This window comes from Corynebacterium kalinowskii, assembly GCF_009734385.1.
GTDB classification, from domain to species: domain Bacteria; phylum Actinomycetota; class Actinomycetes; order Mycobacteriales; family Mycobacteriaceae; genus Corynebacterium; species Corynebacterium kalinowskii.
Genome location: NZ_CP046452.1, coordinates 770922 through 786045 on the forward strand (window position 1 = coordinate 770922; position 15124 = coordinate 786045).

General features: G+C 52.1%; 11 protein-coding genes. 9 read left to right on the forward strand and 2 right to left on the reverse strand.

The annotated features are described in order from the left end of the window. Window positions 1–3 precede the first annotated feature (3 nt). The 3 genes from CKALI_RS03650 (at window position 4) to CKALI_RS03660 (ending at window position 4298) form a co-directional block, all read left to right on the forward strand. Window positions 4–843 carry a hypothetical protein gene (locus tag CKALI_RS03650; protein WP_156192007.1) on the forward strand — a complete coding sequence of 280 codons (840 nt, stop codon included), beginning with the start codon at window positions 4–6 and terminating at the stop codon, window positions 841–843. 353 nt (window positions 844–1196) lie between these two features. Further along, window positions 1197–1391: a helix-turn-helix domain-containing protein gene (locus CKALI_RS03655; protein ID WP_156192008.1), complete on the forward strand. Its 195-nt coding sequence runs from the start codon at window positions 1197–1199 to the stop codon at window positions 1389–1391. Between the two features lie 243 nt (window positions 1392–1634). After that, a complete protein-coding gene (locus CKALI_RS03660) occupies window positions 1635–4298 on the forward strand; it encodes a bifunctional DNA primase/polymerase (RefSeq protein WP_156192009.1) in 2664 nt (887 codons plus the stop codon). A gap of 356 nt (window positions 4299–4654) precedes the next feature. Here CKALI_RS03660 and CKALI_RS03665 read toward each other — a convergent pair whose 3' ends face one another. Continuing rightward, window positions 4655–5686, reverse strand: coding sequence for a protein NO VEIN domain-containing protein (locus CKALI_RS03665; protein ID WP_156192010.1), 1032 nt, complete (start codon window positions 5684–5686; stop codon window positions 4655–4657). A gap of 466 nt (window positions 5687–6152) precedes the next feature. Here CKALI_RS03665 and CKALI_RS03670 point away from each other — a divergent pair, with 466 nt between their 5' ends. The 5 genes from CKALI_RS03670 (at window position 6153) to CKALI_RS03690 (ending at window position 12696) form a co-directional block, all read left to right on the forward strand. Beyond that, window positions 6153–8276: a DNA methyltransferase gene (locus CKALI_RS03670; RefSeq protein ID WP_231580524.1), complete on the forward strand. Its 2124-nt coding sequence runs from the start codon at window positions 6153–6155 to the stop codon at window positions 8274–8276. Next, window positions 8276–10942 carry a DEAD/DEAH box helicase gene (locus CKALI_RS03675; protein WP_156192011.1) on the forward strand — a complete coding sequence of 889 codons (2667 nt, stop codon included), beginning with the start codon at window positions 8276–8278 and terminating at the stop codon, window positions 10940–10942. Before CKALI_RS03670 ends, CKALI_RS03675 begins: the two co-directional genes overlap by 1 nt. Before the next feature lie 187 nt (window positions 10943–11129). Next, on the forward strand, window positions 11130–11327 hold the full coding sequence (locus CKALI_RS03680; protein WP_156192012.1) for a hypothetical protein: 198 nt from the start codon (window positions 11130–11132) through the stop codon (window positions 11325–11327). A 212-nt stretch (window positions 11328–11539) separates the two neighbouring features. Then, window positions 11540–11800 (forward strand): hypothetical protein, encoded by a 261-nt coding sequence (locus CKALI_RS03685; protein WP_156192013.1) that lies wholly within the window; start codon window positions 11540–11542, stop codon window positions 11798–11800. Window positions 11801–12108: 308 nt separating this feature from the next. Continuing rightward, window positions 12109–12696 (forward strand): cytochrome c-type biogenesis protein, encoded by a 588-nt coding sequence (locus CKALI_RS03690; protein WP_156192014.1) that lies wholly within the window; start codon window positions 12109–12111, stop codon window positions 12694–12696. 242 nt (window positions 12697–12938) lie between these two features. Here the strand turns inward: CKALI_RS03690 and CKALI_RS03695 are convergent, their stop codons facing one another. Then, on the reverse strand, window positions 12939–13217 hold the full coding sequence (locus CKALI_RS03695; protein ID WP_156192015.1) for a hypothetical protein: 279 nt from the start codon (window positions 13215–13217) through the stop codon (window positions 12939–12941). Between the two features lie 608 nt (window positions 13218–13825). Here CKALI_RS03695 and CKALI_RS03700 point away from each other — a divergent pair. Continuing rightward, window positions 13826–15106 carry a dicarboxylate/amino acid:cation symporter gene (locus CKALI_RS03700; protein WP_156192016.1) on the forward strand — a complete coding sequence of 427 codons (1281 nt, stop codon included), beginning with the start codon at window positions 13826–13828 and terminating at the stop codon, window positions 15104–15106. Window positions 15107–15124: the final 18 nt, after the last annotated feature.

Here is a 15124-nt window from a genome sequence, read left to right on the forward strand (position 1 = left end):
AACATGCGCTACACCAAAACACAGATCGAAAATATGATCCTCGACGCGATGAAGAGCCAAGAGGTCAAGGCCCTAGCGGAGCAGCATTTCACGGTTGACATGGAAGCTCAACAGGTCCGCGTGGATTTCGACGCTATCAAGGCAGCAGCAGCCAAGGCGGAGCCGGAAATTACCCAATTTCCGCTGCATGTCGCATCCAAGGTCCGCGACTATGCAAGAGAGCTGGGACTCAAGATCACCTACCGCCAGCTCGATAATGGCAGCACGCAAATTGTCCAAGGTGTCTATAACATGCCGGATCGCTGGACGGCAAAGCCAGAGCCACAGCAGGCCACCGTTTACGCCCAGGCTATGAATGCTCTGAGTGCCCAGGACGTTGTGCCGTCTCAGCTGTTCGATAACCATGACATGCAGGGCTCCGCAATGCGGGTAACGATCCGCCCGGATGCATCGCAGGCTGACAGATATGAGCTACAGCGACAGATGAAGATCCTCGCTAAGGCGGGCTTTCGTGTCGAAGATGTAACAAGCGGTCTTGTTGATCGCAGCGCCTACGGTAGTCGGCTAGTCGCATTCGATGTGCAGGCCCCCAAGCCAGCAGCAAAGCCAGCAGCGACTCCGCTGGATGCCCTGAAGCGGATTCTGCCTAACGCTCGCTATCTCGACCAGGCCCAGGTGCAGCCCAACGGAGAGCTTAAGTTTGAGCTGGGCCCTGGGATGCATGAGGTTGCAGCCAGCGAGCGTTATCTCCGCTCCCAGGGCTGGGGTTATGGGACCGGCTCTGTACTTGGCGGTACGTCGTGGGTGACGGTCACTCCGCCAGCGGATGCCGTGCAGAGATAGCTCATTTGCAGCGTTGAATTTTCTTGTTGGCCCATGAGGTCAACCCCGGCGCGATAACTGCTCGACGGAGTAGCTGGGCACGAAAAACCGGCCATGAGGGTGTTCTGGTCTTTTGTCAGAAAAGTCTTATGGCCGGATCGTGAATTGTCATGCACGTCATCACTTCAGGTGTGAAGCATTTGAACGTTCAAATGAATACTGGCAGTTTGCTTAGCGTATAGACCGCTTGGTCTGTCAGTATTGCCCATTTTACCAGCAACAATGCGCCACTGCAAGAAAAACCCTTGACGTGGGGTAGTAAAGTGGTAGAGTAGGTGTCATCAATTCCTATAAGATAAGAAAGGGGTAAGAGAATGAACAGCTTGGTTCGACCGCTGAACGTGGCCCAGTTTGCCGATTATGTACAGGTAAAACCTAAGACCGTTTATAAGTGGATTTCACAAAACCGTTGCCCGCAGATCACCCGCATTGGTCGGGAAATTCGTTTCCAGCCTGAGCACATTCAGCAGTGGCTCGACGCTCAGAGTGAAGAGCAGGTGAGCGCCTGATGCCGGTTTTCGATAAGAGCTCGTTTGAAAAATACTTGCTCGAGCAGGACCGCCCACAAGACGAGTTTCCCAACGGGTCGTTAGCAAAGTACTTGTTCGATCTGGACGACGCTATCTGTGAGCGGCAGCAGGTGTCTTGACAGATGGCCAGAGCAAGCGAAAACCCCCGGCACGATCCGGGGGCCTCACAAAACGAAGGGGTCAATCAAGCAACACAATCACAGAAAGAAGGTTCTATAACCTATGAGCTCTACTTTAGCACAGAATGAGACCGATGTCACTACCCATCTTAAGAATGGTCTAGCACTGTTTCCACTACCAGCAGGCCGAAAGTACCCGCCCGTGAAGAATGCGACCGGCAACATCCCTGACCTGACCCTCGAGCAGATCAAGGAGTTTTGGGAGGACGCGCCCGCTGGCAGCAATACCGGCGTGAGAGTGCAACAGATTCCCGAAACTGAGCAAGAGATACTGATCCTCGACATCGACCAGTACGACGGCAAGCAAGGCTATGAGAGCTTCAAGCGGGTGTGTGGGGAGCTAAAACTCGACGCTGACCAAGTACTCAACTCGACCATTCGTGTCTCTCGCAGAGACTCCGATAATCCTTCCGGTCACTACTACTTCACCGTGACAGCAGGACAGAAATTCCAGCGTTCCTGTGGCGCTGACGTTGACGTTATCCAGAAGGGTCACAGATATGGGATCGCGCCCGGCTCCGTCGTGGATGGCAAGGAATACAAGTGCTACAAAGGCACCAGCGACGAAGAGACCACCTTCTCACTGGATAAGGCGCAGGCTCTGCCTTCCGCCCTGTTTGATTACCTGGTCGCTGGTATTGCCAGTGACCCTGAGCTTCAATCTGGTGAGTCATACGGCACCAGCAAGGCGATGCAGTGGCTGACGGCTTCCGCCCCTGAATTTGACGGAGATCTCGGAGACATCTTCACCTCGGAGCTAACCGGCGACGAACCGAAGAAATTCTCCTCGGAGATCTGGGAGAGCAATAATAGCCATGACGCTATGGTGGCAGTGACTCGTTGGGCTATTCGTCTCGCAGTGTTTGAAGGTGAGTCAGGCCTAAATAAGGCTCTCGAGATCTTACGTAGTGAGTTCTTCAACCGTCCTAAGTCGCACAATGCCACGGAAGGCGAATTTCAGCGTGCCATCACTGGAGAGGTGAATAAGGTTCGCTCAGAGATTGAGAAGGGGCGGAAGACGTATCTTGAGAAGACAGCGTTGCTTAAGGGGCTCGACGCCTCGACCCTTTCCGGAGCAGAGGTCGTCTACGTGGCCTCCGAGACTTCGATCGCAGCAGTTGGAGATATCGTTCAGTTCACGCGCGGCATGGATCTTCAAGCAGCGCAGTTACTCGCTCTGACAAAACCAGAATTGGTCATCCGCATTATCCGGAAACCTGATGGGAAAAAAGACGAAGCCATTTACGACCCAGTGGCGGGTGTGGTGGTAGGCGAAGGTGATCTCGTAAACTTATATAACGATGTCGTGCCCGAACTCGTCGGCAAATGGGCTGCGACTCTCCCGGTGCCCGATATTGACGATGAGGATGCTGCCAAATACTACGAGGCTGCGATGAAGAAGGCACACATGCTGCAGTCCTATATGGGTAACGCGACCAACATCACGAGGCTGGCGAAAATGGCATTGGCTGCGATTCCGAGAAAGATGGACTTTTCGGAGTTTAACGCTGAGCCAGGTGTTCGTGCGTTGCGTGGTAATACGCATGTTTTAGAGATGGCCGATGGTGTTTTCCGCGTCCGGCGTCGGACTAGCAAAGATTTCCTCACTAATCAGTTGGGCTTCTCCTTTGAGCAACTTACTGAAGGCGTGAAGCAACTGAATCAAGGTGTCGAAAGCGACTTTGATCACCTCATAGAGGTAGTTATTCCGAATCCTGAGTATCGTCAGTGGTTGCAAATGGCGATGGGGTATGCGCTGTATAAAGACAATCCCAAGCGCGTGCTGTTGGTGTGGTGGGGTGCAAAGGGCAGAGGTAAGGGCACTCTGGCGAACGCTTTCCTCAATTGGCTGGGTGATTATGGCGCCACAGGCTCGCTAGAGGCGATTTCTTCTCGCGAAGTGACCAACACTGAAAAGGTGCAGGTGATCCGCTCGACCATTGGGTTCATTTCTGAGTTGAGCTCGCGAACAGTGGGTGACGCCTCCGCATTGAAGGAGATTGCTGGCAACGATCCGGTGACTAGTGCGGACAAGTATATGCAGGCGGAAACCCACCATGGGACCACGCTGGTGATGCAGACCAATCACGCGCCAACAATCACAGGAGCGGATGAGGCTTTGCGAGATCGACTGTTGGTGATCCCGTTTGAGGCTGATGATGTGGATGTCGCACACGAAATGCAGAAGATTAGTCGCAGATGGCATGGCCAGTCATGGATGGTGCAGCCTGTCAATATCGCGGCTATGTTGAGGTGGCTGCGTAAAGGCTACCTCGATTCTCAAAAGGTTCAGTTTAGAGAGTCGGAGTACCCGAGGGGCATTGTCAGCAAGATCGACGAGTTCATGGCGACATCTAATCCGTTGCGTTCTGCGTTAACCGAGGAGTATGTCTTTACTTCAAACCGGGATGATGTTGTTCCTACGACGTTAGTGAGGGACGCGCTGCGTACTTTGAACCAGGATCTGAAGGGGATTTCGCTTAGCGAGATTGAAGAGGCAGTCAAAGATCTCGGCGGAGGCAAACGTCGTCCAATCATTGAGGGGAAGAAAGTAAGCGCGTACTGGGGTCTTCGTTCGCGCGAGGCTGATGAGCAGATCTACGACGAAATGTTTCCTGGCTTTACTCGCGCCGAATGGAAAAAATATCTGGATGAGGTCGCCTTGACGGAGGCAGATTTTGAGTACTTATCGGGAGCGGACATCTAGGGACACTTAAGGGGTGTCCACTCAAAAATCCATTGGAACAGGGATTATCCAACTCTCGGTAGCGGGTGCGGACAATTGCTAAGTGTCCACCCCTTGCCCCTCCTGAGCTGGGAAAATCATTCAATGGACAAGCAAGACAACCTTTTTCTCGAAAAGTCTTGGAGAAAGGGGATTAGAGGTTCCCTTCCATGGGAGAGTTTGGAGGAAAGAGTGTTTCTCTAAATTGCTGTCCTTCTTGTCTATTGGCGCATAAGTGCAGCTCAAGTTGGGTGTGAGGTGGACAATTAGTGGGTGTCTATCTGCTGTCCGCTTCATGTCCTCCTCGGCAGGAGAAAGGCAGTTATGTCCAACTCGCCTTACGATGGCTCGTTGATGTCAACTTCGACTGCGCTATTCCACGGGATTGTGTAGTCGAACGTGGTGGCTTCGAGATCCTCGTCCCGTGGCGTCCAGTTACTGAAGAGGTTGCACACCCCGCCCGACGCGACGATATCTGCGTCGGATCGTTCGATTGAGATTGCCGTGACAATGAACAGATCCTGACGATTCCCCCGTGCACTCTTGATTTCGTTGCGCGTGACGATGATTTTGCCGGGCGAGGTTGCTCGCTTGCCCTTCACTTCAACGAGGAGGGGTGAGTCGTTGTCCCTTGTGCATTCAAGGTCGAACGGTTTGCCCTCCTCACGAACAGTCCATCCTTGAGACTCGTAATACTGGCGGGCGAGTAGGACTGCTCGAAGTTCAATTGCCCGGCGCACCTTTGGGTCTGATTCACGTCCAGCTGAGGTTTCGATGTCATCCTCGTTCGCATCCTCATCTTCTGGCGGGAAAAGGGCATCGATATCTGGTGTGTCTTTCTGATGTCCGATCAAGTGCTCCCAGCTCTCTGTGCCAACAACGGAGGCGATGTGATTAGCTTCCGCATCAGAGAGGTTGACGAGCGTTGGAAGGGAACTATTGCGGGAAACCTTGACAGCGTTGACATACTCGCTGGAGAAGTCTGCATTCATAAGCTGACCACCGTCGGCAATTAATTCAAACGGTAGCTGAGTAACGTAGTTGATGGAATTCTGGCTTACCTCATCAGGCCACAATGGTGCCTTCGATTGGCGAGGATCCGATGTCACTCGGCACATCAAGAACTTTTGGAAACCAGCTGTGACATGAGCGCTGTCATCTTGTCGTGGACTCGTCGATCCTGCCGGATTGAAATACCCTAACCCGACAAGGAGGATGTCTTTTTCGCGGACATCATTCTTGGGATTCGTGTATGGCACTCGGGATCCCCAGGTTGAATTCTTGAGCGCGAACTCAACATCTTTGAGCTTACGTCGGTCTTCGGATGAGTTCTTCGCTGAAGGTGCGTTGATGATGAACAAGCGAGGCATGGTGGGTGCTCCCAAAGTATCGGTTCTTTTCTATGGCTTAACGCAACTTAAGAGTATCTGAAAATCTTCGATCAGTCGGTGTGAGCAACCATCCAGACCTGGGTGGGGTATTCAGATTTCTGGGGTATCCGAAGTTTCATATCGCTGATGACAGTGGTGGCTAGAGGGCCTCCTCATCTATGCACTACTAGTCGAATTCTTTTGTGGCGGTATCCCAGATGGTGCGGAATTGCGCACCTGAGTGGCGATGTGCAGGTCAATCGACTGGGTAACCTGAGACGCGCCTTCGCTGAATCGTCAAATGCTCGGCAAACTCATCAGAAGGTTGTTGCAGCGCTGAGCTGATCCCGGCGATGCGGTGCCTGTTCCAAAGTCTGGATAACGCATAATGGATGAAACGCTAATAAATCACAGACGGAGCAAGTATTTGTCCAGGCTAAACGAGGTAATCGCCCAGATTTCGACAATGCACCCGCAGCTGGGGCAAGACCTCAAGAAGGAAATCGCACATCTCGCGGACCGGCGCAATTTCGGCCTCGTTTTCGAACGTCATCAGCCAGAGTCGGTTGAGCTGCCTTCGCTAAAAGTGCGGGTCGGTTCCAAAGTGCACATTCTCTCCCCGCGTGGAAGTGTTACTCCTTTAGCAGACAAGAGGCTGTGGCAAGTAGTTTCGATTGACTCCGGAGTTGCCGAACTTGGAGAGGTCTTGCCGAACGGTCGCGACTGGAGTACAGAACTGCTCGGCCGAGAGCCAGAAACCCGCAGTGAAGCTATCGACGATCTCGTCGCGGTAGCGGAATTTCGTGACCCGATTTTCCCTGGGCTTGTAGAAACTGGTCGTGTGGAAAATGGAAGTGTTTCGGACCCATATCATGCGGTTATTAACGCTGAGAATTTCCACGCATTGCAGATGCTCACGTTTTCACATCGTCATGCCATTGACGCGGTCTATATTGATCCTCCGTATAATACCGGCGCGAAAGATTGGAAATATAACAACGATTACGTGGAAGCCGAAGACCAGTACAGGCATTCAAAATGGCTATCTATGATGGAAAAACGTCTGCTTTTGGCAAAAGAACTGTTAAATCCGGAAGATTCTGTTTTGATTTGTTCAATAGACGAAAAAGAATTCTTGAGACTTGGTCTATTGCTAGAACAGCTTTTCTCCGGAGCTCGCATTCAAATGGTGTCGACAGTAATTAACCCAGCTGGGGCGGGTCGAGCCGCTGACTTCTCTAGAACTGATGAATATCTTTATTTTGTGCAACTCGGGAATTCAAAGTTGCTGCCCATGGAGCGAGAAGTCGAGAATGTTCCTGTGGTATGGGATACCCTACGGCGCTCAAGCTTAGCTGGTGCTCGCGGTAAGAAAGGCAAGGGTGCATGCGGGCCAAACCAGTTTTATCCAATCTATGTAAACGACGATTCGGGCAATATCGCCTGTATCGGAGAGCCACTTCCTGAGGATATGGATATTTCTAACGCACCTCAGGTCGAAGGGTGCACAGCAGTGTTTCCAATTCGTCCAGATGGCACTGAAATGAACTGGGGGATTACACCTGACGTAGCGCGAGTGAGACTGGCCGAAGGACACCTTCGAGCTGGAAAGCGAAAACCAAAGGAACCTCAACGATATGTCATCTCTTATCTCACTGGAGGAATTGTTCGAGATCTCGCAATCGGAAAAGCTATCATCTCGGGTCGAGCCGAGAATGGGAGCGTTATAGCTTATTACCCGACTGGAAAAGACAAAATGCCCACGACTCATTGGAATTTTAAGAGTCATGATGCTCAACGATATGGAACTGAAATTGTGAAAGAGACTCTGCCAAGGCGGTCTTTTCCATATCCCAAGTCACTATATGCCGTCGAGGACGCGCTTCGCTTTTTTATCAAGAGCAAACCCAATGCAACTGTGCTTGACTTCTTTTCTGGCTCAGGGACGACCGCGCATGCAGTAATGCGACTAAATAAACAAGATGGGGGCCGTCGAAGGACCATCATGATTACAAACAATGAGGTCAGTGCAGATGAACAAGAGAAGTTGCGAGCGCTTGGCTATCGACCAGGAGATCCTGAATGGGAAGAATGCGGAATTTGCGACTATGTCACTAAACCTCGCGTTACAGCGGCGATCACTGGACGCACTCCGGACGGTGATCCAATTAAGGGTGACTACAAGTTCACGGACGAGTTTCCTATGAGCGAAGGTTTTGAGGCTAACGCGGTGTATTACACCATGACATATGAGCAGCCGACGATGGTGCACTACGGTGAAGCTTTCGAGAGAATCGCACCCTTATTGTGGCTGAAGTCAGGGCAAACCGGCCCTGTCATTAGCCAGGTTTCGGATGCTGGGTGGGCAATAGCTGACACCTACGGCATCGTGTTCGACACCGATACGGCTAAACAATTGATTGACGCACTTGCGGGTACTCCGGTGGCAAAACTGGTGTACATCGTCACCGATGACACGCAAGCTTTCGAGCGCATCAGCCGTGACCTACCATCCGGTGTGCAGTCCGTGCGACTGTACGAGTCATATTTGTCCAACTTCGAGATCAACACTGCGGGGGCGATCCAGTAATGCGCTACATCCTGAAGGACTACCAAGCAGACGCCTCCACAAAGCTCGTTAAGCACTTGAGTGATTTTGCAGATAACTATCGGAGGAACGGCACTGTCGGCGCTGTAGGACTTGCAGCTATCACGGGTGCTGGTAAAACGGTCATCGCAGCCAGCGTGATCGAAGCAATCCTAAAAGGTACCGGCGATGAGCCAGCCGACCCTTCCGCAGTGTTCCTCTGGGTTTCCGACTCGGAGGATCTGAACGAGCAGTCTCGATGGCGCATTATGCAAGCCTCTAGCGAACTTGATGCACTCACGGAGAACATCACCACCAGCTTTAGAGAACCAAAGCTGCGACGCGGTAGAGTGTATTTCCTTAATGTCCAGAAACTCGGTAAGAATTCGACTCTTGCCCGGCAACGCTACCGTGTGGCTGATCCGCAACAGCAGATGCTCGGTTCGATGCCCGCACCGGATTCCGGCGAGGTGGATTTGTGGCGGGTGATCGGAAACACGATCGATGACCCGGATACGACCGTGTATTTGATTATTGATGAGGCTCACCGTGGCATGAGTAGTACGAAGAAGGCTTCGGAGGAACGTTCGACTATCGTGCAAACCCTCATGAAGGGTGCGCCTGCTACCGCGTTGGCGGAGGCAACTCCCGCGATGCCGATTGTTTTGGGTATCTCTGCAACTATCAAGCGATTTAACGACGTTATTGCACAGTCTCCGGGGCGAGTGGCTGTCTCGGTGGAGGTGGATCCGTACAAGGTGCAGGCATCGGGTCTTGTCAAGGACACCATTACGTTGCATATCCCGACTGAAGACGGTGTTTACGAAGAAATCTTGCTGCGCTCGGGTACGAAGTCGCTGATGCAGTTTGATCATGCTTGGGGTGGCTATGTGGCGTCCCAACCGGATGAAAAGCCGGTTGACCCGTTGATGGTGGTGCAGGTGCCCAACAAGGTTACTGATCTGCAGATTGAGCAGTATATGAGCATTATTATGGATACCTGGCCTGCGCTGGGGGTGGGTGCATTTGCTCATGTGTTGGGTGACAAGAGGTCGATTCCTGCCTTGGGCGTGCTCGTTGACTATGTGGAGCCGGAGCGTATCCAAGACACCCGCGAGATCCGTGTTGTTTTTGCTAAGGAAGCGATTTCCACGGGTTGGGATTGTCCACGTGCTGAAGTGATGGTCTCGTTTAGGCCAGCTAAGGATTTGGTGCACATCACGCAGTTGTTGGGTCGTATGCTGCGCACGCCCTTGGCTCGGAGCATTGACGGCAATGATTTTTTGAATTCGACGTTGTGTATCTTGCCGTACTTCGACCGGTCAAACGCGGTGGCGGTGGCGAACAAGGTTGCTTATGGTGGAACCTCGTTTGATGAATCCGATCCCACAACAGAGAAACTGCGAAGGGTGCTCATTAACCCCGTTGATCTCCATCCCATCGAAGGTGAAGTGGCCGATCGGGTGTGGGAGTGTTTTGAGTCCTTGCCGACTGATGCGGTGCCGAAGGGCACCTCGAATCCGATTCGTCTCCTCCAAGAGCTGGCATATGAGTTAGGCGTCGATGGCATTGTGGAAGATCCGAAAAAGACAGCCTTCAAGTCGCTCTGCCTAGCTTTGGATTATCAGTACGCGGATAACGAAGATCTCGTCAAGGACGTGGAGCACGATATTTGGAACTTGGAGGCTGAGTATCTGCAATTCCGACTAGGCATCGCGAACGAAAACTCGAAAACGAAGGTTCGCTCAGCAGAGCATGGCGAGGAGGTCACATATCGCGCCGATGCGAACGTCGTTCGGGAGGCAGCAAAGAAGGCTGGTCGGACATTTAGCCCTGAGTTAGTCACTAAGTACGTCAGCTATCGAAAACAGCAGGATGCCAGTGGTCGTGATCTAGTGGAGGTATTCCAGGAAGCGCAGGTGCGTATCGCGGCTCTTGCTCGAGTAGAGAAAACTCGGGATGCGGTATTGGGTAAGGCTACGGAGATTATTCATCAGTGGCAGGAACAGTTCCGGGTGGAAATGAAGATTCTCCCGGAGACTCGACTTGCCAAGTATGAGGAGATTTTCGAAAAGACTGATGTGCCAACGCGAATGGTGCTGCGCAAGCCTGCCAATGCTCAGGCTGAAACTATGATGTCGCAGGTTGATTCTTTCGGCAAAACGGTCGGGGAGCCAGTTGCAATTCCGCTGTTTGAGGGGCATGTGCTCGTCGATGAGCGCAATTTGTATCCAGCAATTCTGAACGACTTGGAAAACACCGTGGTTGAAACTGAAATGGCTCGGCAGGAGAGCGTAGCGTGGCTGCGGAACCGTTCATCAGGTGCTGGATCGTTTACGATCGGTTACCGTAATGCGGTTGGCGATTGGTCGAGTTTGCATCCGGATTTCCTATTCTTTTCTGAGGTGGGCGGTGCAGTCCGGGCGAGCATCGTGGATCCGCATAGTCACCACTTGGCTGATGCGCTGCCGAAGCTGCACGGATTGGTCAGATTCTATGAGATTGACCCGGGAGCGTGGTGGCGTGTCGAAGCATTAACGGATCTGGGGCAGGGGGATATCCGAGGAATCGACTTAACCAAACAAACGGTGAGGGACGCAATTCGTAATGCGCAATCAGCGGAGGAACTCTATCGAGACGAAGGACTATCCTTTAAGTACGCGACTTAGCGTGGAAACTCAACCTAGTATTCGGTGCTTATTCCAATAGCTAAATGAAAGCTAAACACCGTTATTTAAGGAGCCAATATGGCATTTTTTTAGTGACCCGTTCTATATGATGCAGCTCAGTGACGGTACGGTTTACCCTCTCGGAACCCGCACGAGATTTGATTTGGATCACAAGATCTTGGAGCCTATGCAGGAAGCCAAAGCAGAAGGCAAGCTGTTCAAGCTTCGTTTCATGAGCCATGGTTTCTTCAGCGATACTGAATGGGTGAATCCCGATCATGTGGTGAGAGTGTGGAGTATCAATGAAAGAAACTTTGAAGTGCCTCAGTTGGAGGCGAAGTACCCAGACTGGTTGATCTCAAAGATACCTCCGAAGGAGAAGTAACTCTACGACCTGAGAACTATCCACGTGGACTCCCCGCCTACTACCCATGCAGCACGAATCAGGTGTGGCATTGCAGTGCCCGCCCACGACAAGGAGACCGGCCAGTGGGTGCTCTCGCAGGCGAAGAACAACCTGGGTAAGTTCATGCCCGCGTATAACTTCGATCTCGTAGAAAACGGTTCACCGCCGATGATGGCAACACCGGCACGGCTATGGTGTTCGCCCTTGGCTCCCGCTCGGAGTTCACCGCCGATGAGATCCAGCAGCGCAATAAGTTCCATTCCAGCGGGGAGAAGGAGACGGCTAAGGGTTGGCTGAGGGACTATCTCAAGGAACACGACGCAACGCTCAAGAAGGAGATCCTAAAGGTCTCTAACGGCAAATTCTCTGAGAGCGCAATAGAGAAAGCATCGCGGGATCTTGATCTTGAGAAATCTTACGACAACCGTAAGGTGATGTGGTCACTTCCGTAATCGACATCCGTAACTCTGGGGAGTGTCTTACGGAGTTACGGAAGTGGGGGTAAATATATATATATATCTACCTGGGGTTATACCACTTCCGTAATATTACGGATGTGCGGATGTGGAAGGGTTGACTTCCGTAAGTCAGCGGTGTTGACTTCCGTAATAGTTACGGATGTGGATTTACCCCCTTTTACCTGGGGTTATGTCCTTAAAAGTGGCCACTTCCGTAATTCCGTAAGTGTCTTACGGATGTTACGGAATTATCCAACAAACTGCTTTAGTGTGGGTTTAGGTTTAAGTGAGATAATGAAGAAGTGATAACTCTCGCTCAAGCAGCAACCACGGTGACGCAGACCGTCACGGAGACCCTAACCGTGACGCAGACTCCGAGTCCGGTTTTCGTTCCTGTTCAGCAACCAGCGGTTGAGCAGGGGACTAACTGGTCGCTATGGATCTCTATCTTTGCTCTGTTGGTCGCCGGTCTGTCGTTGCTCTGGAATATCATTTCGTGGCGCAACAGCGGGGCAAGGCTAAAGGTTAGACTTAGTGCCGGATTTATTTCAGATCGAAATGACTCGGTCGATGCTGTTGGGGTAATAATCGAAAATGCGGGACGGCTCACAACTACGATCAATGTATTAAAGTTTCCTTATCGACAAGCTGGGATTAAGAAGTTCATTCACTTTGATTCCAGTTCATTTATGTATGGTTGTGAGCTTCCGCAATCACTGGCACCTGGTGAACGAGTGACCTACTTGCTGAAAGATGAAGTGCTAATTGAAACTTTGAAACGCTGCAATGTCAACGCGCGTCAACTCTCACTCGTGGTTTCAACTGGACATGCGGACTTTAATGTGCAGATACCTGAAAAGGTGCTTGCCTATATTGACGGACTCAGGTAGCTCCGTGCATGACCCCCGGTCTCTGGCACCCCTGGGGGGGACACCTACCCACCCCCACGCGCGCAGTCCTTCGGTGCTGCACTTTTTCGCGTGCGACAGTTGAGGAAAACGGGCTTAAGTATAGTTAATCGAACATTAACCCGGTTAACCAACGCTTAATTTACGTCATGCATGCCCCAGGGCACTGGCCGAAAATCGTGCCACTGGGGCAATGTGCAAATGTTTGGTCGGAGCTCGAAATACTACTTAATCTTCCAGGTGTTGCCACAGCCCTGACAGAGACACATCTTCTGGGTCTTAATCTTTTCCTTCTGGGTACCCTGAGACTTTTTCCAGACCAGGTTTGATGTCCCGAAAGTCATTAATGCCGTTGTTCCACGCATCATATTATTGAAGTTTCCACCAAGGCCGGTGCCGTGGCGAGCGGTGCGTCCGCCCGTTTGGACAAGTTCGATATTGACGTTTTCACTTCCACACTTTGGGCAAATCATTTTGCTCCCCTTTCGTTGTTGATCCATCACGAGGTTACCTAATTGTTACATCCGAAGAACTAGAAAACTAATCAATTCGCTACAAAGTGATGTCTATTACCACTTTGGAAAGATGGAAAAGAAGCTATCGTGATCCTGTATGTACGACGCGCGTAGGTCAGCGCATCGGCTAAGCGCCTAACAGCTCGGAGGGGTCTAGTAGGTTGCCTGAGGATCTTCAACGCCTTAGAAAGGCTCGGTTTTCACGGTTTTGCCTAAAAACAGGCTCTGAGCTGGGCAAACATTGCCGGCGAATTGTAAAACCGCAGGTCAACGCATGTTTTCAGATTGTGCGGTAAAATGGTGGCATAGTTCGCCCTCGCAGTCACCGACGCGGGGGCATTTTGGTATGTTTTTGCGTTGTAATTGCGTATCAAATGTGAAGACAGTAACAAAAACGCTACTACCAGCATCGGAGTTAATTTCTATGGGGCCCCGCTGGCCCCACGCGGCGGAAAAGTCCAGGTAGGAATGCCTGGACTTTTTCTTTACCCATCAATAATAGACTAAGTGGTATATTGAGAGATTTGTCAAACAGTGTAGACCTGCGTATTCTTCAATTCCGTTCAATAAACAGAATATAGACAGATAGGTCTACAATGGCTAAAAATCGCTGGACAAGTTTTGGGGCACAGATCGGTTACGGCCTGGTCATCGGCTTGGGGCTGGGGTTCGTTGCGCGTGGCATGAGCGAAGGCAATTGGCTCACTACAGCTCTCACTGAGGTCGGTAGTGCTTATGTCAGCCTGCTGAAGGTCCTTATTCCGCCCCTCATCGTTACCGCTGTAGTAACTTCGATCGCCAACCTGCGTCAGGTGACCAATGCGGCGCGCTTGGCGTGGCGCACCATCCTGTGGTTTGCGATCACCGCGTTCGCTTCCGTTGTAGCGGGTATCGGCGTCGGCCTACTGGTGAACCCAGGTCAGGGTTCTACGGTGGACGCCTCCGCAGCTAAGGCTCCGAGCACTGTGGGCTCTTGGTGGGCGTTCGTGCAAGGTTTGGTCCCGAACAACATCATGGGTTTGGGGGTTACGGTGAAGGAGAGTGGCGCTGCGAGCGTCAACTTCAACGTGCTGCAGCTGCTGCTGATCTCCATTGTATTCGGCATCGCTGCTATTCAGGTGGGGAAGAAGGCAGAACCTGCGTTGGAACTAGCCGCAAGCGTGCTGGAGATCGTGCAGAAGGTGCTGTGGTGGATCATTCGCCTGGCACCGATTGGTACCGCAGCGCTGATCGGCAAGGCAGTGGCGGTTTACGGTTGGGATGCGATCGGATCTCTAGGCAAGTTCGTCTTCGCCATCTACTTGGGTCTCGTGCTGGTCATCGGCGTGATCTACCCGGTTATTCTCAAGGCACACGGCATAAATATCGTTCAGTTCTTCCGCAAGGTTTGGCCTGTGACCTCGCTTGGCTTCGTTACTCGCTCATCGATGGGTGTCATGCCGGTCACGCAACGCGTCACTGAACAGGCCCTCGGCGTCCCACGCGCTTATGCTTCCTTTGCCGTGCCACTCGGCGCCACGACAAAGATGGATGGTTGCGCCTCGATCTACCCGGCGATCGCTGCGATCTTTGTGTCCCAGTTCTACGGGATCCCGCTGCACGCCACGGACTATCTCCTCATCGCTTTCGTATCGGTGATTGGCTCTGCTGCTACTGCCGGTACTACGGGTGCCACGGTGATGCTCACGTTGACGCTGTCGACCTTGGGTCTGCCACTGGAGGGTGTTGGCCTGCTGCTCGCAGTGGATCCGATCATTGACATGGGACGCACGGCAGTCAACGTCACTGGTCAGGCGCTGGTGCCTCTGATCGTATCCAAGCGTGAGGGCATCTGGGAGCGGGCAGTGTTCGAGGATTCGGCAGCGACAGCTCGCTAACCCTCTAAGCTGGAAACC